Origin of the sequence: Mesorhizobium sp. M0052, assembly GCF_040323255.1 — a bacterium.
Classification (GTDB): Bacteria; Pseudomonadota; Alphaproteobacteria; order Rhizobiales; family Rhizobiaceae; genus Mesorhizobium.
Window position 1 is genome coordinate 35,016 of sequence record NZ_JAMYUS010000024.1, and the last position, 25,763, is coordinate 60,778.

The 25,763-nt window shown below is 58.0% G+C and carries 16 protein-coding genes and 1 pseudogene; 14 read left to right on the forward strand and 3 right to left on the reverse strand.

Annotated elements, in window-relative coordinates; genetic code table 11:
- The first annotated feature begins 90 nt into the window (after positions 1 to 90).
- The 5 genes from NKJ77_RS26540 (at position 91) to NKJ77_RS26560 (ending at position 5,187) form a co-directional block, all read left to right on the forward strand.
- Positions 91 to 1,308 carry a cytochrome P450 gene (locus tag NKJ77_RS26540; protein ID WP_352535957.1) on the forward strand — a complete coding sequence of 406 codons (1,218 nt, stop codon included), beginning with the start codon at positions 91 to 93 and terminating at the stop codon, positions 1,306 to 1,308.
- Positions 1,309 to 1,348: 40 nt separating this feature from the next.
- The gene (locus tag NKJ77_RS26545) at positions 1,349 to 1,540 is read left to right on the forward strand and encodes a ferredoxin (RefSeq protein WP_081725572.1); all 192 of its coding nucleotides are present in this window, start codon (positions 1,349 to 1,351) and stop codon (positions 1,538 to 1,540) included.
- Positions 1,541 to 1,872: 332 nt separating this feature from the next.
- On the forward strand, positions 1,873 to 2,484 hold the full coding sequence (locus NKJ77_RS26550) for a nitrogen fixation protein NifQ (protein WP_023687343.1): 612 nt from the start codon (positions 1,873 to 1,875) through the stop codon (positions 2,482 to 2,484).
- Between the two features lie 1,001 nt (positions 2,485 to 3,485).
- Positions 3,486 to 3,983: a hypothetical protein gene (locus NKJ77_RS26555; protein ID WP_352535958.1), complete on the forward strand. Its 498-nt coding sequence runs from the start codon at positions 3,486 to 3,488 to the stop codon at positions 3,981 to 3,983.
- A 535-nt stretch (positions 3,984 to 4,518) separates the two neighbouring features.
- A complete protein-coding gene (locus tag NKJ77_RS26560) occupies positions 4,519 to 5,187 on the forward strand; it encodes a hypothetical protein (protein WP_352535959.1) in 669 nt (222 codons plus the stop codon).
- A gap of 55 nt (positions 5,188 to 5,242) precedes the next feature.
- Here NKJ77_RS26560 and NKJ77_RS26565 read toward each other — a convergent pair whose 3' ends face one another.
- Positions 5,243 to 5,446, reverse strand: a complete 204-nt coding sequence (locus NKJ77_RS26565) for a DUF6471 domain-containing protein (protein ID WP_352535960.1) — start codon at positions 5,444 to 5,446, stop codon at positions 5,243 to 5,245.
- Between the two features lie 91 nt (positions 5,447 to 5,537).
- Between NKJ77_RS26565 and NKJ77_RS26570 the strand changes: the two are divergent.
- The 6 genes and pseudogenes from NKJ77_RS26570 to NKJ77_RS26595 all read left to right on the forward strand — a co-directional run.
- Positions 5,538 to 6,017, forward strand: a pseudogene (locus NKJ77_RS26570) (transposase); the annotation flags it as partial.
- Between the two features lie 285 nt (positions 6,018 to 6,302).
- Positions 6,303 to 7,736 (forward strand): hypothetical protein, encoded by a 1,434-nt coding sequence (locus NKJ77_RS26575; protein ID WP_023706372.1) that lies wholly within the window; start codon positions 6,303 to 6,305, stop codon positions 7,734 to 7,736.
- Positions 7,729 to 8,547 (forward strand): hypothetical protein, encoded by an 819-nt coding sequence (locus NKJ77_RS26580; protein ID WP_023687338.1) that lies wholly within the window; start codon positions 7,729 to 7,731, stop codon positions 8,545 to 8,547. Before NKJ77_RS26575 ends, NKJ77_RS26580 begins: the two co-directional genes overlap by 8 nt.
- Positions 8,547 to 9,485 carry a hypothetical protein gene (locus NKJ77_RS26585; protein WP_352535961.1) on the forward strand — a complete coding sequence of 313 codons (939 nt, stop codon included), beginning with the start codon at positions 8,547 to 8,549 and terminating at the stop codon, positions 9,483 to 9,485. Before NKJ77_RS26580 ends, NKJ77_RS26585 begins: the two co-directional genes overlap by 1 nt.
- Before the next feature lie 369 nt (positions 9,486 to 9,854).
- Positions 9,855 to 10,895, forward strand: coding sequence for an OmpA family protein (locus NKJ77_RS26590; protein WP_031196851.1), 1,041 nt, complete (start codon positions 9,855 to 9,857; stop codon positions 10,893 to 10,895).
- A gap of 59 nt (positions 10,896 to 10,954) precedes the next feature.
- A complete protein-coding gene (locus NKJ77_RS26595) occupies positions 10,955 to 12,109 on the forward strand; it encodes a DUF4236 domain-containing protein (RefSeq protein ID WP_352535962.1) in 1,155 nt (384 codons plus the stop codon).
- A 33-nt stretch (positions 12,110 to 12,142) separates the two neighbouring features.
- Here the strand turns inward: NKJ77_RS26595 and NKJ77_RS26600 are convergent, their stop codons facing one another.
- Positions 12,143 to 13,030 (reverse strand): thermonuclease family protein, encoded by an 888-nt coding sequence (locus tag NKJ77_RS26600; protein ID WP_352535963.1) that lies wholly within the window; start codon positions 13,028 to 13,030, stop codon positions 12,143 to 12,145.
- Positions 13,031 to 13,507: 477 nt separating this feature from the next.
- Here NKJ77_RS26600 and NKJ77_RS26605 point away from each other — a divergent pair, with 477 nt between their 5' ends.
- The 3 genes from NKJ77_RS26605 (at position 13,508) to NKJ77_RS26615 (ending at position 23,894) form a co-directional block, all read left to right on the forward strand.
- Positions 13,508 to 19,096 (forward strand): DUF3320 domain-containing protein, encoded by a 5,589-nt coding sequence (locus NKJ77_RS26605; RefSeq protein ID WP_031204719.1) that lies wholly within the window; start codon positions 13,508 to 13,510, stop codon positions 19,094 to 19,096.
- 71 nt (positions 19,097 to 19,167) lie between these two features.
- Complete coding sequence (locus NKJ77_RS26610; protein WP_352535964.1) at positions 19,168 to 20,427, forward strand: metallophosphoesterase family protein; 1,260 nt, start codon at positions 19,168 to 19,170, stop codon at positions 20,425 to 20,427.
- Complete coding sequence (locus NKJ77_RS26615) at positions 20,424 to 23,894, forward strand: AAA family ATPase (RefSeq protein ID WP_352535965.1); 3,471 nt, start codon at positions 20,424 to 20,426, stop codon at positions 23,892 to 23,894. Before NKJ77_RS26610 ends, NKJ77_RS26615 begins: the two co-directional genes overlap by 4 nt.
- A gap of 632 nt (positions 23,895 to 24,526) precedes the next feature.
- Here NKJ77_RS26615 and NKJ77_RS26620 read toward each other — a convergent pair.
- On the reverse strand, positions 24,527 to 25,744 hold the full coding sequence (locus NKJ77_RS26620; protein WP_352535966.1) for an MFS transporter: 1,218 nt from the start codon (positions 25,742 to 25,744) through the stop codon (positions 24,527 to 24,529).
- Positions 25,745 to 25,763: the final 19 nt, after the last annotated feature.

Consider the following 25,763-nt stretch of genomic DNA (forward strand, 5'->3'; position numbering starts at 1 on the left):
CCGACAAGAGACGTGCCCATGCTGGAATCGACTTTATGAACAGCGGTGCAATCTCAATTGAGCCATGAACGCCAATGTAGAGAAAACAAAATGGCGACCAACCCCGTTCCAGATCATGTCCCGCCCGAAATGGTGAGGGACTTCAGCCTGTTTACATCGCCAGGGATGCCACCAACACCCAACGGGGATCCACACGCAGCTGTCGCTTGCGTACATGAGGGGCCTCCGATCTTTTACTCCCGCTACAACACGCAAGATGGCCGGGGTACCTGGGTCATCACCCGTGCCGCGGACCAGCGGAAGGTGCTGCAGGACGCAGAGACTTTTTCCAGCCATCGCAGCATCTTCTCCTCCATACTGGGTGAGAACTGGCCGACGATCCCGCTTGAGCTCGATCCACCGGCCCATGGCGTCTTTCGCTCACTGCTTAATCCGCTGCTTTCGCCAAAGCGGGTGTTGGCTTTGGAACCGGCTGTCCGCGAACGGGCGGTCGAGCTGATCGAAAGGATCGCCGCGTCGCGCACAAGCTGCGACGTGATGAAGGATTTTGCCTTTCCTTTCGCGGTGAGCACCTTTCTTCGCTTTCTGGGGTTGCCTGATGACCGACTCGATACATTCGTCGGCTGGGGGAAAGAGCTGCTCCACGGCGACGATAAGGAACGACCTGTGGCTGCCCGGACGATCGTGGCATTCATCGACGAACTTGCAGCCATGCGCCGCGATGAGGCGGTTGACGATTTCATGACCTTTATAGTGCAGGCACAGGTCGAGGGCCGCCGGCTGACTGACACCCAAGTCCGCGGCATCGGCGTGCTTGTCTTCGTCGCTGGGCTCGACACGGTCGCAGCAGCTATAGGCTTTGACTTGGCGTACCTCGCACGCAACCTCAAAGATCAGCAATTGCTGCGGAGCGAACCGGACCGCATCCCGCTCGCAACCGAAGAATTGCTGCGGGCCTATCCGCCCATTCAGTTGATCCGCGTGGCCACGAAAGATATCGACTTCGAAGGCGCGCCGATCCGGAAGGGGGACTATGTTTCCTGCGCCACGATGATTGCCAATCGTGACCCGGCGGAATTCGAATGCCCCAACACGATTGATTTGGAGCGGGAGGACAACCGCCACGCAGCGTTTGGCTATGGTCCCCACCGTTGCCTTGGCTCACACCTTGCCCGGCGGGAGATTGTCATTGGCCTGGAGGAGTGGCTGGCGCGCATCCCGGCTTTCAGGATCAAGCAGGGTACGGCGCCGATAACTTCTGGCGGCCATGTGTTCGGGATCGAAAATTTGATCCTGGACTGGTCTTAGGCCCGCCCCGAGCCCGGGCACAGACAATGGAGGCAGCGCCATGCGCATCATCGTCCAAAAGGCCAAATGCCAGGGCCACGCGCGATGCGCGGCGCAAGCGCCGGACATCTTTAAACTCGATAATGACGGTTACATCCTGCCTGGTGACATTGAAGTTGCGGAAGGGGAGGAACTGCCTGCATCACGAGGCGCGCGATCCTGTCCTGAACGTGCGCTGGAACTCACTCGCTGACGCTCTGGATGAGACGGCATTCAACCGTGAGTCTGGCGGCTTGAACCATGTGGCCGCACTCAGCACGCGACCTCTGTCCCGCACGGTTCACGTCCAACTCTGCGGGGCAAAATCCGGCGCCAGTGTTCCCCGTGAGGCGCAAACGGCAGGGCCGGGGTTCGCGAACCTCTTCGAATCACAGAATTTGCGCCAGAGCCGATGGACCAGACGAGAATTGCCGAACTACTCGACGCGAGGCGACCCGGAGTGCCGTACCGAAGAACTGCCCGACCCATTTTGCGGCAGGCCGGGTCTCTGCATGATTTGATAGGGCGAAACCAGGAGAACGCACCATATTTGCCCAACATTATGCCCGGCTCAGCACCGGCCAATGGCCGCAGCTGGAGAGAAGGTTCGACCAGCATGTGCTTGCCTGTGTGCTTTCACGTGCGCTCGAGGAGATAGAGGCCGGCGAGGCGACGGCGACGGAGGCAACCGGACTTTCGCGCGCCGAGTTGCGCGATGTCCTGTCCCGCTGTTTCCCTGCTTTTCCTATCAACGCGTTTGCCTTGGAAGAGGGGAGCGAGCCTGAGCCGGATCTGGAAGAAGAACTTCTGCGCGGACTGCTGCTGGCGCATGCCCGGCCCGACGACAAGGCAAGCGCCCGCTTCGCCAAGATCATCGCCCGGCGTGCCATGCGCAATGACCACCTCTGGCAAGACCTTGGCCTTTTTAGTCGAAGCGACCTCGGCCGCCTGCTCGCCTCGCATTTTCCGACGCTGGCGGCCGGCAACACCCAAAACATGAAATGGAAAAAATACTTTTACCGAAAGCTCTGCGAGGCCGAAGGCTTTTCGCTGTGCAGCTCCCCCAGTTGCCGGGACTGCAATGATTTCGAAAGCTGCTTCGGCCCGGAGGAAGGCGAAAGCCGCCTCACACGGACCAAGGACAACGCCCAGGATTGAGAGCCGCTTGCGTCAGTCGTACAGCGTCAGAGCTCGCGCCGCGCCATCTGTCTGTTGTCAAATCTCGACGGACGCCTTGGGGGATTTGAATACTGTGCGCTCGCGATGCTCGCTTCGGCGGGTCGTCGTCATGGCAGGCGCGAGTCGAATGTTTGTTAGATGCCGCCACAACCTAAGCCGGCATCATCAATCGCTACAAGCGCAAGGAGTTGAAGGACACGTTGCGCGATCTTGAGCAGGCCGGACTTGGTGACCAGCTCGTTAGGTTTTCCAATTCATGAGTGGCTAGAGCGATGGCTGTACTGGCGTTCGATCTCGTTTATTTTTCCGGCCTGACGGCAGACCAACTGCTAGGCAGCGTCATCTCACTTCTGGCGTGTTTGCTCCTTTATAACGCTCTGGCTCCGGACCGAGTTAATCGATAGGTCGGCGGCCGCTCGGCGTCACTGCTAATGCCCTGATACGATTTTAGGAAACGGGGTCTGCAGTGTTTTCTTCCGCTTCGGCGCCACATAGCTTTCAACCAGGCGAAATGCTCGACGTCGACAGTTACCAGCGGCCGTAGGTTGATGGTCACCGTGTTTGGCGCTCAGAACTTCCTCCGTGCTAGTCAATGGCGAGCATCGGAAGCGATTTTGCAGGTTTTGCGCTGACGGGATTCTGGCTCGGCCCGCCGGTCGGGTTCGTCAAAAGGTGATAATATAGCGTTGTATGTCCGATCGGCGGTAGTAGCCGCTTACTGATCGCCGGACGGTCATCCCTGAACCTTGTTGCACCGCACCTGGAGTGCTTAGGGAATGATATTATCTGACAAATGGAAAAATCACGTAGGAGCCAAAGTAAAATTTTATTATATCTGTCTCCTGAGAATTACCAAGTAATGATCCAAGAACGAATCTTTCGCGGGCCGTTAAGTTGTTTTTCAACTCTAGTGCGTCACTATGGGGTCCGTAGGTCCCAAAAAATGTCCCATCCTTTGCAGGGCAACAAGGAGGCGTACTATGGCAAGAAATTTTGAAATTCTTACGGGCAGTCTGACTGCCGGATCTGTTCTCGTAATTCTTTGCATGCCAGCGACTGCAGCTGGAATTAATGTCGGAGGCGTCGGCGGGGTATCCGTCGGCAGCGGAGGCGCCAGCGCTAATGTGGGCGGCAACAGCGGCGCTACGGCTAGCGTATCCCTAGGCGGTTCTGGGGCAAATGCCGCAGCCTCCGTCGGCGGCACTGGCGGAGCGACTGCTTCCATCGGCACCGGCGGCGCCAATGTCGGTGTCGTCACCGGGGTCGGTACCGACGTAAATGTCGGCGTTGGAACCAATCCAGCCGCCAACCCCAGCAACCCGACCGCTTCGAGCAACCCGAATCTGGCTAGCGTTGTCGGCGATATGTCGAACGCCCAGGTCACTCGGATGAAGAAGCGCTGCGTCGGAGTGCTTAGCAACGAAGATACCTATGATCGTGAGCTGCGCCGGCTCTGCTTGCTGATCTCGCGCCGCTAACCAGCGACCCCTTTCCGACCTGTCGGGGCTGTCGACATGACACTCTCCAGTTCCGGCAGTGGAAGCCCGCCCGCCGAAAGGTTGGCGGGCTTTTACAGTCAGCGTTTTTCCATCCGCAGCAGGCAGGATGTTTAGGCACTTTCGCGTATGTAAACGTTGACACTTAAGGCGCTTTCGCCTCGTAGGCAAGTTGTGTAACGCCTTGTTCTTGAACAAAAAATGTGAGAACGCCTAGTTGCTTAAGCGAAAAGCGCCTTACCGAGCGGATATCAAAAATAAACATTGTAGCGATCTTGCAACCGCCCGAGGCCGCTTTTACGCGTTCGGAGCAAGTCTAAGACCGATAAGTCATCGGTTTTGCTTATGTTTCTTCACGTCACGGTGGCGGTAGGTGTAGCCGGGAATGTCCTGCAAATGGAACGTATTGCCGGGAGGCGAGTAGCGGTAGATAAATCCGAATTGGTCGGTGGTCCCGTTGACGCTCGTATAAGTGATCTCGCCATACAGATACATATGGAACGGAACCCGCCCCTATGTGAGTATCGGACAGGAAAAGCTCATTCAGCACATTGTTTGTGATAGGGCCGCCGCGATCAAAAGCTGCAGGGCTAAGAGCATCGTCTGCCCCGAGCACCCGTTCAACGTCATTGATTTCTCCGGGATGGTAATGCGGAGTTGGCGGCAAGTTGCAAAGCCGGAGGCTCGCCCGAATCTCGTTTATGATGGCAGGAGTGCGTCCGAAATTCTTGATCGAGTATGCCGCTTCCGGAATTGGTCTTTTGTTGTCGGGCTTGTCAGCCCAATCGTGCGTCACCTCCACCAACGGTTTGGTGGCGGTGACGAACAAATACGGGCGCTCGATATCGAGCAAAGCCTTTTCGGCAATGTCGGCGCTGCGCTGGGTGTGCCTAGCAGCCTCTTTGGCGTAGTAAGCAGCGGCCATAGCAGCGGCGAGCGTGAAAGCACCCACGATAGCGCCAATGGTGGTCCAGTTCGCCGACTGTTGGGCAGCGTCGGCAGCGTTCCACTGGGCACGCAGATCGGAACTGCGATCATCGTGACCTGCTTGGCACGGGTTAGTGTAACTTGGGGGTTCATTTGCCTGTTGGACTGGCGGAGGGCTTGCCGCAACAGGGTTGCCTATGGTCTCTTGATGCTGTTCGGAATGTTGGGGCTGAGTGCTCTTGCGCTCGTCTGGCGGTAAAGCCGCCCCGAGTAAAACTACTCCGAAAGCCGCAATGAGGATGCCCCGATAACGTCTAAGCATTGCAGTAAGAACGCAGCGCTAAAGCCCCCCGGCTTATTTTGTTGTTCAAATTACGCTCGGTTTCGTGAATTTCCATAGTCGCCAAGTTTTCGGCGAGTTGGGCATAGGTAACGCCCTTCCGCTTCAACTCTGACTTCAAAAGGTTCTTGGCTTTCGTCTGGTATTCGACGGTCTGCGGGTCGTCCTTGCCTGCCATAGCCTCGCCTCAAAAAAATATCATCACAGTCGGTGGTACAGGCCCCTGTATTTGGCGATACAAGCCCCGCATATAACCGGATATGATGACAATAGCCCAACACTTCCTCCTTTCCGCCGAAAGCCGCTCCCTTTCTCTGAAAGAGATTTACAAGGGTGGCGAGGAAAAGGCTTACGACGCGTTCAAGCGCCTTCGCTGGGCTTCGACTCAAGGCGAGCCTGTTTGCCGGAAATGCGGGTGCCTGGATCACTACGACATTCCGACCCGTCGCAAGTTCAAGTGCGCCGCTTGCGGGGGCGCAGTTCTCGGTTACGAGGGCACGATCTTCGCCTTGGCGCAAGCTGTCGTTTGTCGATCTGCTCGCCGCGATCTGCCTGTTTGTTAACGGCGCGAAGGGCATGTCGGCGGTCCAGTTCTCTCGCGATCTGGACGTGCAGTACAAGACCGCCTTTGTGCTGGCTCACAAGCTGCGCGAAGCCTGTCGGCTGAAACCAAGAACGAAACCCTTGAAGGCGAGGTCGAGATTGACGGCGCTTACTTTGGTGGCGTGGTGCGCGCCGAGGGCGCGCGCTTCTGCTACTGCGCGAACGCCTCTGGAGTCGATTTTTAGCAGCTCATTGGCGTGATCTTCAGTTCCTTCGCCACAAAGCCCGGCGGAGAAGCAGTTTGCTGCCTGGCCTATTCATTGGCCCAAGTCCGCTTGCCACGGCAGCTATCGTTGTCATTTTTACATCAGACGATCGTCTCGTGAGCAGTGGACCGCAAAGTTGCGAAGACGCAGTTGCCCTTTGCTTCTACTGTGCATAGAAGCCATTTGTGCGGGCAGAGGTACAAAAATGGGTGCGGTGCTGTGGGAATAAAATTCGAAAAGCTAAATAAACTGCGGGAGTCTCTACTAGAGGCAAATCACGATTTCCGCGCCAGCACCCAATTGTTCAATAGCTTGGATGTCGCGAAAATTGATCGCGAAATGGATCTTGAAGGTCGTGGAACGCAGCGAGGCGAGGCTAACCAGCCCCCGAAAACGGCCAAGAATTTCGACGATATAGAGCACACAGTTATCGAGAGGGTCGAGGACGAAAAGAAGGCCGCACATCACACACTCGAAGACAGCCTACAGCTACTCTCCGGCCGATTGGCTGGCCTCGACTTTGAAGAGCAGTTTGGTCTGATCCGTCAGGCGAACGCCGCCAGTGTTTCCGATTTCAAGGCCTCGATCGCGGTGGGCCTGGACGAACTTCACGGATTGCGCAAATCGCTCAACGATGCGGAGAAAGAACACGACTGGTTCAAACAGAAGCACGGGCTTGTCCGGGCTGTGAGGGTTCAACACGGAGCGGCCCATGTTTTCCGAGTGTCCCTGCTAATCTTCCTGTTCCTCATTGAAACGGCGATGAACGGAAATTTCCTCGCAAAGGGAAATGAACAGGGATTCTTTGGCGGGCTCCTCGAAGCCGCCGCTTTCTCGTTTTTGAACATCGGCGCCGCTCTGCTGTTCGCAATATTCTGTGCACGCCTGGTGACTCACAGATCGCTTTTTGTGAAGTTGATCGGCGCGCTGTCGATAGTGGCCTATATCGGCTTGGCATTGACCATAAACCTAGCGCTTGCGCATTACCGCGAGGTTAGCGGGTCCTTTGTGGACGGAGCCGGCGTCGAGGTCGTGCGCAGCATGCTCGCCAATCCGGCTGGCCTTATGGACGTGAAATCCTGGCTTCTGTTCGGCATTGGTCTCATGTTTTCGATCTTTGCGTTTATCGACGGCTGGTTCGTTCTCGACCCATACCCGGGCTATGCGGGTGTCGAAAACAGATTGGTGGCTCGCCGGGAAGACTACATCGAGCGCAAGAGCGAGCTCATCGAGGCTCTGCAAGAGGTGCGCGATGAGCACAACGAGAAGGTGGAGGACATCGTCAAGCGGCTGGGGAGCAGACGCAGGGAGCATCGAGCGATCATCGACCATCGGTCGAGGCTGCTGACGCTCTTTGCGCAGCATCAAGACCAGCTGGAGCGAGCCTGCAACCAGCTTCTCTCAAAGTACAGGGAGGCCAATTTCCAGGCCCGCACAGAGCCAGCGCCAAAACATTTTGCCACACCCTACAAACTTGAGCGCATAAAACCCCTGATATCGTCCGACGATGAATGGAGCGAGAAGGACCTGGGCGCCTCAATTCGTGACGCGCAGGAAGAACTCAACGCTCAGGTGCGGCTCATCGGGCTGGAATGCGAGCGCGGGATCGAACAGTACCGAGATCTCGACAAGCTTCATCCGGATAGCGTGAATGGCTAGGCGGGGTCGCAGAAGAAAGAAAGGCAGTGGCGGCACAATTGTCGCAGCAGCCGGATTGGCCGTGCTGTCGGCTGTGATGCTGGCCGGTTTTGTTTGGATGTGGTCGAGATCCGGGAAGGACCAAATCGACATCAGCACGAATTGCCCACTGAACGGACCTGTGAGCCTGACAGCGGTCTTGATCGACGCCACCGACCCGATTTCGCCGATAACCATGGCGGATCTGAAGAATGAATTCCGCAAGACCATTGGGCGCGTCGAGCCTGGCGGCTATCTCAAGATATTGACGCTGGGCGCGAGGCCCGGCGACCTGACTGTGATGTTTGATGGATGCAATCCGGGCGACGGCTCGACGGTCGACAGCTGGACGAACAATCCGTCTCGGCGGCAGAAGAAATGGGAAGATGCGTTCGAGGACCCTTTGACGAACCTTCCCGACCAGATTCCCAATGGAGAATCCGCGAGCCAATCTCCGATCATGGCCGGAATTCAGAAAATCAAACTGTCGCTATTCGATAGCAGTTTGGCGAAAGAGAAGACCGCTAAGCGAATAATAGTCGCGTCAGATATGATCGAACATACGGCGCTGTACTCACAATATCGTTCGGGTCTCGATTATCAGAAGTACCTTGATAGCGCGGCTGACAGGACTTACGGGACATCGCTCGATGGCGTCGGGTTTACGATACTCTACGTCGATAGGGCGAAGAAGCCATTTGGCTCTTTCGAACATGCAGAGTTCTGGACCCGGTGGGTTCAAAGCCATCATGGTGATTTTGAGAAGCTGGTAGGGTTGGAGGGGTTAAACTAATGGCCAAGAAGCGAGGGGAGTCGTTCTTAGGACATCCGAGCCTGCCCCTTTTCGTCTTTGCGACGCTAACCCTGGGTGGCTGCGTGTTCATCGCAATAGCCAAGCTGTCGGGCGTAGACCCTATAATCGCGGCGAGCGCACCGGTGTGCCTGATGCTCATCTATCTTGCCGCGTCCGTCTTCACCGGCAAGCTACGGCTCCACGATGAGCAAACAGGCGACAATCTCTACTACATGGGTTTCCTGTTTACGTTGACGAGTCTCGGCGTATCGCTGTTTCAGTTTGGTTCCGAAGGATCCACCGACACAATCGTGAGGAACTTTGGTATCGCGGTGACGTCGACGATCACGGGCATTGCTTTGCGGATCTTTTACAATCAGATGCGCCGCGATCCTGCCGACATCGAACGGACGGTCAGGCACGAACTCGCGGATATGACGCGGCGTGTAAGAGCCGAGATGGAAAGTGTAACCAGGGAATTCGCTGACTTTCGCCGCGTAAGCAATCAGATGTTGGAGGAGGGTTTTGCCGAAATCGCCGTTCAAGCGGAGCGGAACGGAGAGCACATAAGATCGGCCCTGGATAAAATCGCGATGGAATCGATCAGACCAGTTCAAGAGGCCTCGGGAAAGCTCAGCAATGCTTTGAGCCACAATTTTGGGCAGATCGAAAGTCAGTTCTCGTCGATCGCACAGCGCGTCGAGGCGGCAGCCGATCTGCTCGACAAAGCCAACAGCTCAATGTCCTCTTCAGTTGGCAGACTGGGTGAACAGGCCGAAAGCGTAGCCACCAAGTTGGAGAAGGTTGTCGTCCCTGATGAGGTCCTTAAGAACGATCTGGCGCCGATTGAAACTTCTTGGCAGCGCGGTCGCTCAGTATGCTGTCAAAACAGAGACGGCTTCGCAGGAACAGCAAGCCCGCATGGCGGGCATCGTTGATGCTGTGGCTAAAGTGGCCGCAGGTGTGGAAAAGGCTGTGGCAGCCGCAGAGCAAACAGCGGAGAGCGTCCAAGCGCAACAACGCTTGACCCAGGCGCTTGCCGCAGTGGTGCAAAAGCAAAGCAAGGACACCGGAGACCTTGTCGCAACCTTGGCAGGAAGAACCCTTCACGCGCCGAGGCCTGTTCCCCCTCTCAACGCTCCTATCGCGATTGAACAGCCACTGGCAGATCTGGCCGCAAATGACACCGTCGAGAGCGCACCAATTCGGGTCGAGCCTGAGCCCCAACCAGACGCTTTCCAAACTCTGGGAAGCGAGCCTCCCGCCGAACGAACGGAACCGCCTAAGCGAACCAGTTGGTGGGGCAGGTGAGTGACGCTGGCGGGACTTCGGTCGCCTTCGAGCGCAAGGGTTTTGGCCGCGGTTTGATACTGGGCCTGACCATGGCCGAGACGATGCTGCTTTTGGTGTTCTGCCTGTTGCTAGCAGCCGGTGCTATCATCACGAAAAAGCAGAAAGAGACCGATGAGGCACTGCGAGCCACTCAATCAAACAAGGAAAACGTGCAGAGGCTCGAAGCCGAGAACAAGCGGCTTCTGGCTCAGATAAAAGCGGTGTTTCAGCCCACGAGGGGAGGAACCGTTCCCGACGAACAATGGCGCGAGCTGGTCCTGGCCAAGGATGCTGTTAAGTCGGTCAAGGAAGCAGGTATTTCTCTGGAGGAGGTCGTGCGAAATGCCCCTGTCGCGAAAGTCCTTGCGGACAACGACATAAGCATTGATCAGACCAAGGCCATGATAGATGCGGCGAAGGTCTTGAGAGAATTCGGTTACGCCGGCACCGACAAAGGGCTGCAGGATCTGGCTGATGTGCTCAAGGAGGCTGCAGAGCCGACGCAAGCAGCAAAACCTCACGATTGGCCGCCGATCATCAGTCTCAGCGAACTGGATGGCTATAATTTCGATACCGGAAGCGCAGAGCTTTCGAATGCCTTCAAAACAAAGTTGCGCGATCTTGCGAAGACCATCGCCGGGACTGCGACCTCGTACGGTGTCGACGTGATTGAGGTAATTGGACACACGGACGAACAGGCAATGGCGGGCGAATCCTCCAACATGGACAAGGGGCTCCAACCGGTCCTGTCAGGGAAAGTGGAAATCGGCTCACTCCATCCCGCCGACAATGCCGGTCTTGGGCTGGCCCGCGCGATTTCAGTTACAAGTGTGCTCAGTGACATGCCCGCATTAAAGGGGTTTACGATTTTGCCGATGTCTGGTGGTCAGCTCATCCTGCCCGGCGATCATCTCACCGACGGAGCGCAGATTGGCGATGTACGGGCTCGAAGGCGCATCGAGATTAGGGTGAGGCAGCGATCAAAATTGGCGACGGTTGGTGGCGCCAAGCCATGAATGGGGACGAGAGACTGGCGCCTTAGTCGGTACGGCAGTTGAGTTGGGGGGATTGGGCTATGGGGTTTTACGTTCGAAAATCGATCAGTGCGGGACCATTCCGCTTTAACTTTTCGTCCGGTGGGGTTGGCGCTTCCGTTGGCGTGAAGGGCCTCCGCATCGGCACTGGGCCAAGAGGTCACTACATCCACGCCGGCGTGGGTGGGCTCTACTATCGTGGCACTTTAGGCAAGGCCAGCGCGAAGAAGGTAGTTCAGCTCTCTCAGACCCCATCTGCGCCGCAACCCCGTCCACAATCCTCGCGCCCGGAATACGTCTCTGACGGCGTCGTGATGAGAGAAATCGAGTCCCGCGATGTGGTGGAAATGCGTGACGAGACATTCGCCAATGTGCTCGATGAAATCAATGCCAGGCAATCGCAGACGCGGCTGTCCGTAGCACTCGCGGTTTTGTTCGGGATTGCAGGTTTCGTTGTGGGGACCAAGCTCGGAGGTGCCGCACCGGTGCTGGGCATCGGTGCCTTTGTGCCGGGTATGCTCATTGGCAAATGGTTTGACAGTTACCGCCGGGTGAGCGTGCTCTATTACGATCTGGAAAAAGACGCGGAGGCCGCCTACGGGCGACTTGTCGGCGCGTTCGAAACTCTCACCGGCTGCGCAGGGAGATGGCATGTCGCTGCCGGCGGCAAGATAGAGGATCTGACTGCTTGGAAGCGAAATGCCGGGGCCAGCATGCTGGTCGACAAAAAGCCCACGACACTTACAAGCTCCTTGCCGAAGGTTGTACGCAGCAACGTTACTCCTCCTTCAATCCATGTGGGTCGGCAGGTGCTCTTCTTCATGCCTGACCTAGTGCTGGTGAAGGACGGAAACCGATACGGCGCAGTCGGATATGCCGATCTGCAGACCCAATTCGCCCCGAGTAATTTTATCGAGACCGGCAAAGTTCCATCTGATGCGGAGATCGTGAGCTACACCTGGGCTCACCCAAACAAAAACGGCGGGCCTGACAAGCGCTTCAAAGACAATCGGCAGATCCCTGTATGCCGCTACGAAGCGTTGCGGTTTTCTAGCCCGTCCGGACTTAACGAGCTGGTGGAATTTTCCAAGACAAACGTCAGCCAGCCCTTTTGCCAGGCTCTATCGGCACTCGCGCAATTGCATCGAAGCTCCGACCGCCAATTCATAACGCTAAATGCGCACACTAGGGAGTGATGGTTGGGGATGGGCTCAAAGCGTGAGCCCAGGTCAGCAAACGCCTTCGCACGGAATCCCGTCGCTATCTCGATCCAACTTGCTCCCCCATGAGCAGTTGGCGAGATACCAACGTGCTTCTTCGCAAGATGAAATCTGCGTGCACAAGCGGCGAGGTTGGCATGAGTAGCTCTGTGCTACTTGGCGACGGCTGACAAGCCCAAGGGGGCTTTTGGTTGGGCTCGCAGATTCGGCATGTTGTTCGCGCCAATCCCAAGGGTTGTTAAACGTCCCAATCCAGATTCCAACCTTTGCGGTTTCAGCATTAGTTTGCTGTTGCGCATAGGCGCCGTGGCTATAGCGGGGCCAGTCCAAGGCTTGGCCATGTTCGACCATCCAGGACGCGGCGCTGACACCGTCCGCGCGCCGACAATCACCGACGAAGCGACGGTACCGATCCCATGAAACAAATGTGCATTGGACAGGCTGCGAAGCCGCAAGGAAATTCGCCAATGCTTCGGCCGCCCGGCGCCCGCAGGGGTATTGATGTGCGCTAGCGTCATTGCAGTATTGGCGGCTTTCGGGTGCATCGATGCCGTTGAAGCGGACGCGCTGCCCGTGGATCTCTATCGTGTCTCCATCAATCACCGATGCTATGCCTACTATCGGCGCCCGTCTCGACCCGGCCGAGTTTGCTATATCGAGACCACGTAACTGGTCACCCGAGCCTGTAAAATAGTGGGTCGCGTAAGCAGCCAAGGCCACCACGATCACCAGGATCAGAGGCAAGCGCACATCTGTAGAGAAACGTCTGCGGACGATTGGTTCAGCGCCGCGCCTTGGTCGCGCGCGGCGACGATGAGAATAGCGATTGTTATTCAATTTCCGATCCTTTGCGAAACGCAAGCTGCATGATTTGTAACGTGCCTCTGCACCATTCATAGGCGCCTTTTTCGCTGGCGCTGGTTTGCCTTGTAGTTCGGCGCTTTGAACACCATGGTGCCTTCGCAGATCAGCCCGAAGTCACGACTTTGTAGTTACCTTTTCCGTAAACACGACCATCTTTCCGCGCTGGAGCCTACAAGTTTTCTCGGAATGAAATTAGGAGGCCGATTCAAAAAGAAGTCGGCTTGTGCGCCAGTTGGTCGTGGCCGGCGAGGCGGATGCCAGAGCTGCCAACACCTCGTCCACACGTATGATGGCATTTTGTCTGAAAGGGAACCTCGAGATCAAGGTGGGGATGCGAAGTGTCCGGAACATTAAACAAACATCCGCAATTTTTCCACCAAGCCGCAGTGCTCACAATACTAAACGATTGAAGTGTTGGTGGCAGCCATTCGAGGTTGGAAAAACCAGCATTTTATGTTGCGGACAGCCCTTGTCTAGGCTCTATGTGTCCAGCCTATCAGGGGGGTGTGAGTGTCGGAAGTTGAAAAATCGGTCTTCCAAAGCGATCTGCCTTTAAAGGAAAAGCTCGAGCGAGCCAGGATGGAATTGCTCGACCTTTCTGCTCGCAACCGACTTTTGAATGTGCCACGGTTTTCAAAGAGCGCGAAGACGATCGATATTGTCGACGAGAGGTCGTCTGAGATCTATCGATTGCTGGTGAGCGAAGGAAAGGCTTTTACCTTCCTGGCCGGCAAGCCGGATCGGCCGAAGGCAGGCCAGGTTGAAAGCAGCCCTCCAGACGAGGAAATCGACTATTCCCCCGTTGCTCTTGCTCAGCCTGAGGACGAAGGATTCGACGACAGAGGGGTATCTGCGCGACATTCTGACACCAAGCTTCAGACGAGGATGACCCCAACGGGGCTGCAGCGCCGGCTCCTTGATCTCTACCACGATGCCCGCACACTTGAGGAAGAGCAGGGCGTCAATATCCTCTTTCTGGCCCTTGGCATGCTGAAGTGGATTGACCCGAGCAACAAAGAAAACATCCGTCAGGCTCCTCTCATTTTGGTCCCGGTACGGCTGGAGCGAGGGGCCGCTGGAGAAAAGTTTCGGCTGCGAGCTCGTACGGAAGATCTTACCGCAAACCTCTCCTTGGAACTCTATCTCGACCGCATTCACAAGCTCGCCCTGCCGCGTTTTGAAGTAGGAGACGACTTCGACGTCTCGGCCTATCTCGAAGCCGTTGCCGAAGCAGTGTCGACCAAAGAGGGTTGGCAGGTTCTTGCCGATGATATGGTGCTCGGCTTCTTCTCGTTCGCTAAGTTCTTGATGTACCGTGACCTGGATCCGGATCTCTGGCCGGATGGCGCAAAGATTATCGAACAACCGAAGATCCGCTCGCTTCTTTCAGATGGTTTCGAAACACGCGAACCGCTGATGTCGGACGACATTGCGATTGATCCGCATATCGCGCCTGCCGAAATGTTGCATATCGTCGACAGTGACAGTTCTCAGACGCTGGCGATCCATGATGCAAGAAAGGGTCGCGACCTCGTTATCCAAGGTCCTCCCGGGACAGGAAAATCGCAGACGATCGCAAACATTATCGGGTCGGCCGTTGCCGATGGAAAGACCGTGTTGTTCGTTGCGGAAAAAATGGCCGCACTTGAGGTCGTAAAGCGACGGCTTGACACTGCGGGGGTGGGGGACGCCTGCCTTGAGCTCCATAGCAACAAGGCAAACAAGCGCATGATGCTGGAGGAGTTGCGGCGCACCTGGCAACTCGGATCGCCTCGCGGACAGCTTGCTTCTTCCCTTACTGAACGCCTGCTGGAGGCTAGGGATAAACTCAATGCACATGCTACAAGGATGCATGTTCCATTTGGAACGTCCGAACTCACTCCATACCAGGTTCTTGGCCAGCTAACCCGACTAAGGCAGAACGGGCAAAAGACAGTTGATATTGAACTTGAGGATGCCACCGCTTGGACGAATGACGGTGTCTCGCAACGTCGCAAACTTCTCGATGACGTGTCTCAGCGGATCAACGAGATCGGCTTGCCGATCCACCACCCATGGCGGGGAGTTGGCCTGGATGTCGTCCTACCAACGACCATTGAGAGGCTCGTCCCACGCATTGCGTCGTCGCTGGATCAAGCAAAGGCTCTGCACGCCAAACTGGCCGATATTGCTGAGCGGATCGAGGCGAAGCCTCCGCAAATCCTCAGCGACAGCGGCGAGGTAGAAGATCGCGCTGAGCTTCTCGCGTCCGCACCTGGACTTCCTGCCGAGGCGCTAGTCTCGCCGGTTTGGGATGAGCGTCCAAAGGACATTGCATCGCTTCTCTGGACAGGAACAGATTTCAACCGCAAATCCGAGGAACTGTCGGAGCAGTTGGTGGCGACGGCTATCGACACGCCAATTGAAGGTCTCGAGACAGAGCTTGCTAAGCTTCCTTCAGACTTTCCGAAAGATGGTTTCGTTCGTGCGCGCCAGCTAACCGTGTTGCTCCCGCGCTTGAGAGAAGAAGCTGAGCGGCTAAATCAAGAACTGGGGTCTACGGTTTTACCGGACACGCTTGCAGGACTCCTCAGGTTAGTGATGACCGGCGAGAGAGTTGCGGCAGCCCCCGATGCGAGCCCTGAGGCATTCGCAGCCACAGTTTGGGACTCCGGGCTGGAACAGGCTGGTGACCTTGCCGACAGCGTAGCAACGCTAGAGACTGCTAGAGCCGAGCTTCAGGGCAAAGTTGTTGATGCCGCGTGGAGTACCAACGTGGCCGCGGCGCGGCAAGCGCTCGCCGAGCACACGGGAATATTGAAAGCATTGAATGGCGACTACCGTCGTGCCACTGCACTTGTGCGGACTATTTTGGTGGCCCCTAGCGCGCCTGCGGCGGAGATAGTGGGTCTCCTCGACATTCTAATGAAGGGCCAAGCGGCCGCAGCAAAAGTGCGCGAAGGCGACGCCTTTGGCGGTTCCGCCTTCGGAGCCGATTGGCGCGGTGAGAGATCGTCTTCGGCACCACTCCAGGCCCTAGTGGAGTGGATGCGCACGCTGAGGGGACTTGGCTCGGAACCGCGAATTATAGCCGGGCGGATGGCGGAGCGCTCTGAAGCGGGCGCGCGTGCGGTCCGAGTTCGTAAGGTGATCGACATCGGTCAGCCGATTATCGAGGGGTTTTGGAACGATTTAGGCCACCTTGCGTCATCCCTGCAAGGTGACGTGGCTTCCGCCGAGCGGGCCTCGCTGCAAATGATGGAAGCGAAGGCAAGCACTGTAGCTCAAGCCGATGACGCGTCACGACAGGTTCTGACTGACGTTCCAGATCTGATCAGTGAGCGGGTGGAGATACTACGCCGACTAGGCAGACTACAAGCGCTTGATCAAGAGATCGAGGACGGGGAAAGCCTTGGCAAGTTCGCATTCGGCTCGTCGTGGCTCGGTCGAGGATCCGATTGGGCCGCTCTCGCGCAAGCCGAACTTTGGCTGAGAGAAAATGGCTCAATCCGGCATTTGGCTGCGCGGTTGCCTGAAAGAAAAGAGATCGCAAACTTGGCGCGTTCAGCGCGTGAAGCGGCCCAAGCGGCAGCGCGGGAATTGAAGGCGCTTGCAGGGGATTTGAAAGCCGATGCTCCCTCCTTGTTTGGAGTAGACGATTTTCCAGACGTCGCGATAGTCGAGGTTGTTTCTCGACTGGAGGGGTGGCTTGATCATCAGGAACAGCTCTCAAAATGGGTTGCCTATGGAGAGCGATCCGAAACAGCCCGAAAGGCTGGACTGGGACAGTTGATAGACGGCCTGGCCGACGGCCAGATTACAGCAGGATCGGCGCGATCAGTCTTCGATATGGCCTACTACGAACAAATGTTTCTAGCGATGGCGACCGATGAGCCGGAGCTGGCAAGGTTCGACGGGGAATTGCATTCCAGGGCTGTACGTGACTTCGCGGATCTGGACCGACAGAGGATCAAGGCCGGTGCCATCGAAGTTGTGACGGCTCATCACCGAAAAATTCCTTCAAGAGACGGCGGAGCTGGACCAGTCGGACTGCTTCGTTCTGAGATGGCGCGCAGACGGGGCCACATGCCTATCCGGCAGTTGATGCAGAAGGCAGGGCCTGCCATCCAGGCACTCAAGCCAGTGTTCATGATGAGCCCGCTTTCGGTGGCCCAATTCCTGTCGCCCGGCAGGATGTCCTTCGATCTTCTTGTGATGGACGAGGCGTCTCAGATACAGCCTGTGGACGCGCTCGGCTCGATCGCCAGGGCCAATCAGGTGGTCGTTGTTGGCGACGAACGCCAACTGCCACCCACGACATTCTTCGCCAAGGTGACAGGCTCGCAGTCTGAAGATGACGAGGGTGAGGGCGCGCAGGTCGCCGACATCGAAAGCATCCTCGGCCTGTTCACGGCCCGCGGCTTGCCGCAGCGTATGCTCCGCTGGCACTACCGTAGCCGTCACCAATCTCTGATCGCTGTATCGAACAGCCAGTTCTACGAGAACCGGCTTTTCATCGTGCCAAGCCCCTATACCCAAGAGGCAGGCATGGGGTTGCGGTTTCATCATGTGCCAGAGGGGGTCTTCGATTCCGGTGGCACAGGAACCAATCCGGTAGAGGCGAGAGCAGTAGCCGAAGCGATCATCCGTCATGCGAAGGTGAACCCGCGAGAGACTCTAGGCGTTGCAACATTTTCGGTTAGCCAACGCCGCGCGATCCAGGATGAACTCGAAGGGCTGCGGCGACTAAATCCCGATACGGAGGAGTTCTTTCACGCGCACCCCAGCGAGCCATTCTTCGTCAAGAGCCTTGAAAATGTTCAAGGCGATGAGCGCGACGTGATCATGATCTCAGTGGGGTATGCCAAGAATGCGCAGGGGTACATGGCCATGCGTTTCGGCCCTCTTGGTGCGGAAGGCGGCGAGCGTCGGCTCAACGTCCTCATAAGCCGCGCCAAGCGCAGCTGCGAAGTATTCGCGTCCATCACAGACGAGGACATCGACCTGGAGCGTGGCAAAGGGAAAGGCATCTTCGCCTTCAAGCTCTTCTTGCACTACGCGAGAACAGGACGAATTTCGCTTGCCCAGGCCACGGTTCGCGAAATGGATTCAATCTTTGAAGAGCAGGTAGCCAACGCGCTGATCGGAAAGGGTTACCAGGTTCATGCTCAGGTTGGCATTGCAGGCTTCTTCATCGATCTCGCGGTTGCTGATCCGGAGAGGCCAGGCCGCTATATTCTTGGCATCGAATGTGATGGCGCAGAATATCATTCATCGCGCTCGGCCCGAGATCGAGACCGGCTACGGCAGTCTGTTCTGGAAGACCATGGTTGGATAATCCATCGCATCTGGAACGCTGACTGGTTTCAGAGGCCACGCGAGCAGCTGGAGCGAACCATATTAGCAATTGAGGCTGCGAGAAAAGAGCTCGATGAGCGGGCCGAATTGGGGGTCCAGAGAAATCGTGCTGTAGCCGTGCAGGTTGTTACGGTCGACAGAGGCAACGTGACGGAAATCGGTCTCGAAAGCACAAAGGGATCCGAGATACCCAATCGAGCCTACGAAGAGGCCGAACTAAACCGACCGGGATCGTTCGAACTCCACGAGACGCCCAGCGGAATCATGGCCGGACTGGTCGAGCAGGTGGTGGCTATAGAAACACCAATCCATGTCGACGAAATAGTTTCGCGTATTCGGGGCGCGTGGGGTCTGCAGCGGGCCGGTGGCAGGATTCAGGATGCAATCGAGCGAGGGGTAGGCCTAGCGCAGAGAGGTGGTGCAGTAGCCCGTCGAGGCAGCTTCTGCTTCAAGCCAGGTGCTCCTGTTCGTCTCAGGGATCGCAGCGGCGTCGTGTCCGCTGGATTGCGCAAGCCCGAAATGATTGCGCAGGACGAAGTCGCCCAAGGCGCCATGGAAGTCGTGAAATCCAACCTCGGTGCGACGGAGGAAGAAATCGCAATAACCGTTGCGAGAATGCTGGGCTTCAAAGCCACAAGTGCACAATTGCGGCAGTTGATTTCAGCTGGGGTCGCCGATTTGATTGCCAAGGGCTTGCTGCGGCCCCAAGACGGTTTGTTGGTGGCCGGCGAGTCCGCGAGCGAGGCATTAGCTGAAGTGTGACCGGGCATTGTAGAGCCCTCGTTGCAATCTCTGTTGAAGCTCGGAACACCTCTTTTGCTGGCGGAGGCCGAATGGCATTTCGATTCGTACACACGGCCGATATTCATCTCGACTCGCCGCTGCGTTCGCTCGCGATGCGTAATCCCGATCTTGCCGGGCTCGTGGGCGACGCCAGCCGCCAGGCATTCGTTTCGATAGTGGATCTCTGCCTAGAGGAACGCGTGGATGCGTTGGTAATAGCCGGCGACCTATACGATGGTGATCAAACCTCGATGAAGACGGCGCGGTTCCTGGCAGCGCAGATGACACGCCTGCACCAGGCCGGCATCAGGGTTTTCAAGATCCGCGGCAATCATGACGCCCTGTCGCGGATTTCCAAACAGCTGGTGTTTCCTGACACCGTGCCCATTTTTGGCGGTCGTGCTCAGTCGGTATTGCAGACAGCCGGCGGTGTGGACGTCGTTTTCCATGGTTTGAGCTTTGCGAACCCTAAGGCGCCGGACAGCCTGCTGCCCAAATATCCGGCTGCTCGCGAAGGAGCCGTCAATATTGGCATCATGCATACCAGTCTGGCCGGATCGCCCGGTCACGACGTTTACGCGCCCTGCAGCATCGCTGACCTGCACGCCCACGGTTTCGACTATTGGGGGCTTGGCCACATTCATCTTCGCCAAGTCCATTCCGGCGCAAGCACGGTGGTGATGCCGGGAATACCGCAGGGGAGGGATATCAACGAGGCCGGCGAGAAATCAGTCACCCTTGTGACGGTGCGAGACGACCGTTCGGTGCAGATCGAGGAAAGGCTGACCAGCGTTGCGCAGTTCGAAAGGGTCAGCGTCGACCTTACGGGAGCAGTGGAGTGGTCCGAGGCCGTCGCGCGTGTTCGAAACGCACTCGAAGAGATGCGGGCCGCCGTCCGGTCGCGTCATGCTGTGGCCCGCGTTGGCCTAACAGGAACATCACCATTGTTATGGGCGCTGATCCGCGACAGAGATCTCCTTCTTGCCGAAGCCGAACAGGCTGCGGAACAGCTAGGCCATACGTGGGTGGAGAAGCTCGAGCTTGACCTCGCGCCACCTCGGGCGGAGACGGCCGAGGATATTGCTGATCCGATTTTCGAACTCGAGCAATCCATGCGCGCCGATGCCACCTCGGATGCCTTCCGCGCCGAGGCGAGGGCGTTCGTCCAAAGGATGGTCGCCGACCTTCCGGCCGACGGACGGGATTTTGCTGGGAAGGACGAAGCCGGGCTGGAACGGTTCCTCGATCAGGTGCTTTCCAAGGGCGCAGACTTGGTGACTTCCCGCCTTAAGTCCGGTGGAGCGTCATGAGGCTGCAGCGCCTTGACCTCATTCGCTATGGAAAGTTCACCGATGGTACGATCGACTTCGGACCCAAACCGGAATCCGGACCTGATCTGCATATCGTGTTTGGCCTGAATGAGGCCGGCAAATCGACAGCGCTTTCCGCCTATCTAGATTTGCTGTTCGGCATCGAGGAACGGAGCCGCTACAACTTCCTGCATGAGTACAGCGCCATGCGCATCGGTGGGGTTCTGGAACTGGCCGGCTCCGAGCACACGTTCACGCGTACGAAACAGCGTACTAATTCGCTATTGAACGCGACGGGCCAATCGATGAGCGAGGTGGCGATCACGGCGCATCTCGCCGGACTGTCGCGTGACGCTTACACGACTATGTTTTCACTCGATGACGAGACGCTGGAAGCCGGCGGAAAATCGATCCTGGAATCGCGGGGCGACCTCGGCAAGCTCCTCTTCACGGCCAGCGCCGGTCTTGGGAACGCAAGCGATACGTTGAACGCCCTCGAGGCCGAAGCAGACGCGCTGTATCGGAAGCAGGCGCATGGCACCGAACTGGCGCTGCTGAAGAAGCGCCTTGTTGACGTGAAGTCGCGCAGGGATGCGATCGACACACTTGCATCGACCTATGAGGGGCTGGAGGCCGAACGTCTCGATGCATCGCAGCAGTACGGCCGAACCATCAGCGATCGGGCGGTGCTGGTGGCCAGGCTGGATACCATTGCTCGTCACGTACGTGCTGCGCCGATGCTGGCGGATATGCGCCGCAAGATTGCCCGGCTGGATCAGCTGCCGGACATCACCTCCCCAGCCCGGACATGGACGGGAAGTGTCACCGAACTAATCGATGACGATGCCAGCCTCAGAACGCGACTGTCCGCAAACATCGATGAGGTCGAGCGGCTGTCGGCAAAAGTCACTGCGGTCGACGAGGACGAACGGATCCTATCGATTTCCGAACGCATTCGCAGCCTGGCGGAGGGCAAGGTGCGCCATACCGCGGCTGGCTTTGACTTGCCCACTCGCAGGATGGGGCTGCAAATCCTCAACAACACCGTGGCAAGCTGCCTTGCCGCCTTGGGCCGGTCTTCCGAGCCGGATCCTGCCGCACTGCTTCTGCCTGCCGTCACAGTTGGCGTCGTTCGCGCTATGGTCGAGCAGAGGTCCGGTATTGCTACGGGCGCGCGCGCCGCCCGCGACGAGGCGGCGGCAGCACTCGATGCGTTGCAGGTGGCAAGGCAGCGGGTCGGCGAGGAAAGGGCGGTGCCCGAACCCGCCAGGGCAAGGCTGGGCTCGGCTTTGTCGAAAGCGCGAGCAAGCGGACACAAGGCAGAGATCAAGACGGCTCGCGAGGCGGGAGATGCGGGAACAATCCGATGGAAGGCATCGCTGGCTCGCTTGCGTCCATGGAACGGAGATGCCCTCGCTCTCGTCAACGTTGCGGTTCCGAGCGCGGGGCAGATTGCCGCCTGGAAGACAGTAGCGACAGTACTGGCAAGGAACACCGCGGTACTTGCCGAACGCCTCGCCGAATACGAGGGCCACCATGCAATGCTCGCCGCACGATTGGATGCCCTTCGAGCCTCGGTCGACGTTGTCGACGATGAAGCGGCTGCCGCCATCCGCCGTCTCCGCGATGATGCGTGGGCAACGCACCGCGCAGTGTTGACTGGTGACACCGCTGACGATTTCGCCGTGGCACTGACGCGCGATGACGTTGCCAGCGCAGGCCGGCTGGCCGGCGCGGCGGATCTGGCCGAGATCCGGGCAATGACGCGTGCCCTGGCCGAGGCCACGGCCAACCTGTCACGAAACGGCATCCACAGCCAACAGCTCGTCAAGGATGCGGATACCCAATTGTTGGAAATCCGTGTGGCCGCCAGCGACCTCCTCGGAGAAGCCCTGGAACCTTCGTCTGAGCGCCTGATCGAAAGGATCGAGGATCAGATCGAGGCGCGCAGCGATGCGCTCGCTGCCTGGGAGCAGATCGAACTTGCTCGCTTGAAAGCCGAGCGAGCCGCTGACGCAGGCGAGCAGATACACTTGGAAATGAGAGCGGCGCTGGAAAGTGTCGGCATAGGATCAGAGCCCGGCGACCCCCTCGAAGCAATCATGGCCATCGCGGAGCTGTTTCTGGACCGGCAGCGCAAGGTGGACGCCGAGTATGCCGAGGCGCTCAGGATGGTGAGTTCCAAAGAAGAGGATCTAGCTGCCCGACGGGTTGCGGTAGGGGTGGCGGAGCGTCGCGAGGAGGAATGGCTGGCCGGCATTACCGAAGCGCTCAAGGGAACGTGGCTCGAAAGCGGTCTGTCCGCGTCAGGCGTTGGCGCTGTGCTCGATCAATTGGCCGAACTGTCAAGAAGCCTGCAGGAACGGGAGGATCTGCAGCTGCGTATCGACAAGATGGAGGCCGACAGGGCCAATTTTCTGGTCGAGGTCATCGCCGTTGCGGTCGAAGCCGACGAGCCGACGAAGGATGGCGAGCCGGAGCAGTTGGCCACCCGCCTTGCCGAGCGCCTGGAGCGTGCCGAGCGGACACGTGAAACGAAGGCAAGCCTCGGCAACGAGCTGAAGCGCCTCAAGGAGGCGCGCGAAATCCTCGACACCGAGATTTCGGCACACGAACGCCGCAAGAATGAAGTGCTGGGCGTCTTTGGCGTCGCCACTCTGTCCGAGGTAGTCGAACGCGACGAGCTGCTGCGTGAGCGCGATGGCTTGCGCACTACCGTCGCCGAACTTGAGGAGCGGATAGTGGCGGAACTCGCAGTCGATGGATTCGACCAGGCACGCTCGATCCTGGACGCGATCGATTTCGACAGCCTCGCGGTCGAGAAGGCTGAGGGCGAGCAGCGGCTTCGCCAGTTCGATGAAACTATCCAGCAACAGCTGATCCGACAGACCCGCGCGGCAGACAAGTTGGACGCCATCGGCGGTGACAGCGCGGTTGCCCGCCTGGATGCCGAACGGCGCACAACCCTGTTGGAAATCGAGGAGAAGGCCGTTCGCTACATTGAGCTGAAACTTGGTATCATGTCGGCTGGAAATGCTTTGCGGATCTACCGTGAGAACCACCGTTCGGGGATGATGGCGCGTGCATCAGACGCATTCAAGCTAATGACCCGTGGGCAGTATTCAGGCCTTACAACCCAGCCCGTCAAAGGCGAGGAGGTTCTCATCGCGGTGCAGCGCGACGGGCAATCCAAGCTCGCTGAAGCGCTTTCGAAGGGCGCGCGCTTTCAGCTCTACCTAGCACTGAGGCTCGCCGGTTATTACGAGTTCGCCCAATTCCGGCCCTCGGTTCCCTTCATCGCCGACGACATCATGGAAACCTTTGACCATATTCGCTCGGAGGAAGTTTTTAGATTGTTTGGGGAGATGGCGAACACAGGTCAGGTCATCTATCTCACGCACCACAAGCACCTATGTGAAATCGCCAAGGCTGTTGTGCCACAATCTACCATTCACCAGCTGGATTAGGCCCGATTAGAATTCGCGTCAAAACGGTTCAACTAACCAACTCGTCTGACATAGGAACCTTCGATCGAATCCGTCATGACGTCCCATAGAGGCTGAGAAATGCCTATTTTGTTCTGCAATGTTGCGTGGATGAACGACTACGCCGGGCGGAGCGCGGATGCCCGCCTCTCGGTGGCGGGGCATTTCGAGTAAGCAGGGTTATTGCGCCGAAGAATGCAACTTTGTTGCAGCCAACGACGGGTACGTTTACGTCGCTTCGAGACGATTAAGGGCGAATTGGATCGGCAGGTGCGCCCACAATATGGGTTCAGTTCAAGGGGCGTAACCCGCCCAGCACTACAAGGATAAGATCAGGTCGTTCAGGGCTAGGACGCTCGCCGAAAATGCATTCGTGCTGCCCCGGAGGGATAGGCACCGCGTCAAAGGGTGGAGTGGCCAGGCAAGCTGATGGTATGCGAACGATACGACAGATCGATCCGCCAGAGCATTCGTCAAGAGAGTAAAGGCATTATCGAAGGCGAGCCAGTCGCTCCCGTCGGGGCATCGCCCGCAAGCGGAGGATCGCGCCGCGCCGTGCATGCGATTGGACCTCTCGTCCCGCTGCGCTGCTGAGATCTCTCCTGTCAGGCGGTCTAGGTTCCGCGCTTCGGGCCGAGCAGGAAAACTATGAGGGCAGCGACGAACGTGGCAACAGCACTGTAGGCAATGGCGCTGGCGATCCCCGCATTCTCCACCAATAGCCCGCCGAAAATCGCGCCGGCTGCGATTGCCACTTGGAATGCTACGACCATCAGCACACCGGCGCTTTCGGCCTGCTCGGGAACGGCCCGCCGCACCATCCACGTCTGTAATCCCACCGGCACCGCGCCGAAGGCAAAGCCCCACGCGCCAACCGCAATCCCCGAGGCGAAGGCCGATGCTCCCGCCGTCAGTAGCGAAACAGCCGCTATCCCTATGAGCAGCGGTGCAAGGGCCGCGACTGCCTTGAGACTGTACTCGGCCAGAAGCCCGCCGGCCAAATTGCCGAAGAATCCGCCGATGCCAAAAGCAAGCAACACAAGCGAGATCGTCTCGACGTCAAGCGCGGGAATCTTTTCGAGGAAGGCGCGGATATAGGTGATTCCGGCGAAGTGGCCGGAAGCGACCAGCAGGATGACAAAAAGCGCAACCTTGACCATCGGAATCTTTGCCACATCCAGCAGGCTGCGGACGCTAGTCACTCCAATCGGAGGCAGTCTCGGAATGGTTATGAGCTGCACGAGCAGTGTAGCGACGCCGCCGGCTGCGGCGAGCATGAAGGCGCTTCGCCATCCCCAGATATCGCCGACATAAGCGCCGATTGGAGCTGCGCAGACGGTAGCTACGGAAACGCCGGTGAGGATGGTCGACATAGCGCGAGGCAGGAGGTGGCTTGGAACGAGCCGCATCGCCAGTGCTGCCGACATCGACCAGAAGCCTCCGAGCGCTATGCCGAGCACGACGCGTGCAGTCAGGAGAACCGCCAGCGACCACGCGCCGGCCGCCAGAACGTCCGACAGGATCAGCAGGACCGTCATGGTCCACATGACGGTCCTGCGGTCCAGGCGCTTTGTGATGATGGCCACCGTCGGCGCCGAGATCGCCCCGACGATAGCTGTCGCCGTCATCGCCTGTCCAGCCGCTCCCTCGCTGATACCGAGATCATGCGCGAGGGGCGTGAGCAGGCTGACAGGCAGAAACTCTGCCGTGACCAGCCCGAAGGTGCCCAAGGAAAGCGAAATGACGGCACCCCATGCCGGGCCAGACGGTGGGACTGGCTTTTCTGGGTCGTGCAGAACAGCGTTCATAACGCCTGCTGCGGATCGGGTCATGAACGAAGTCTCCACTTTG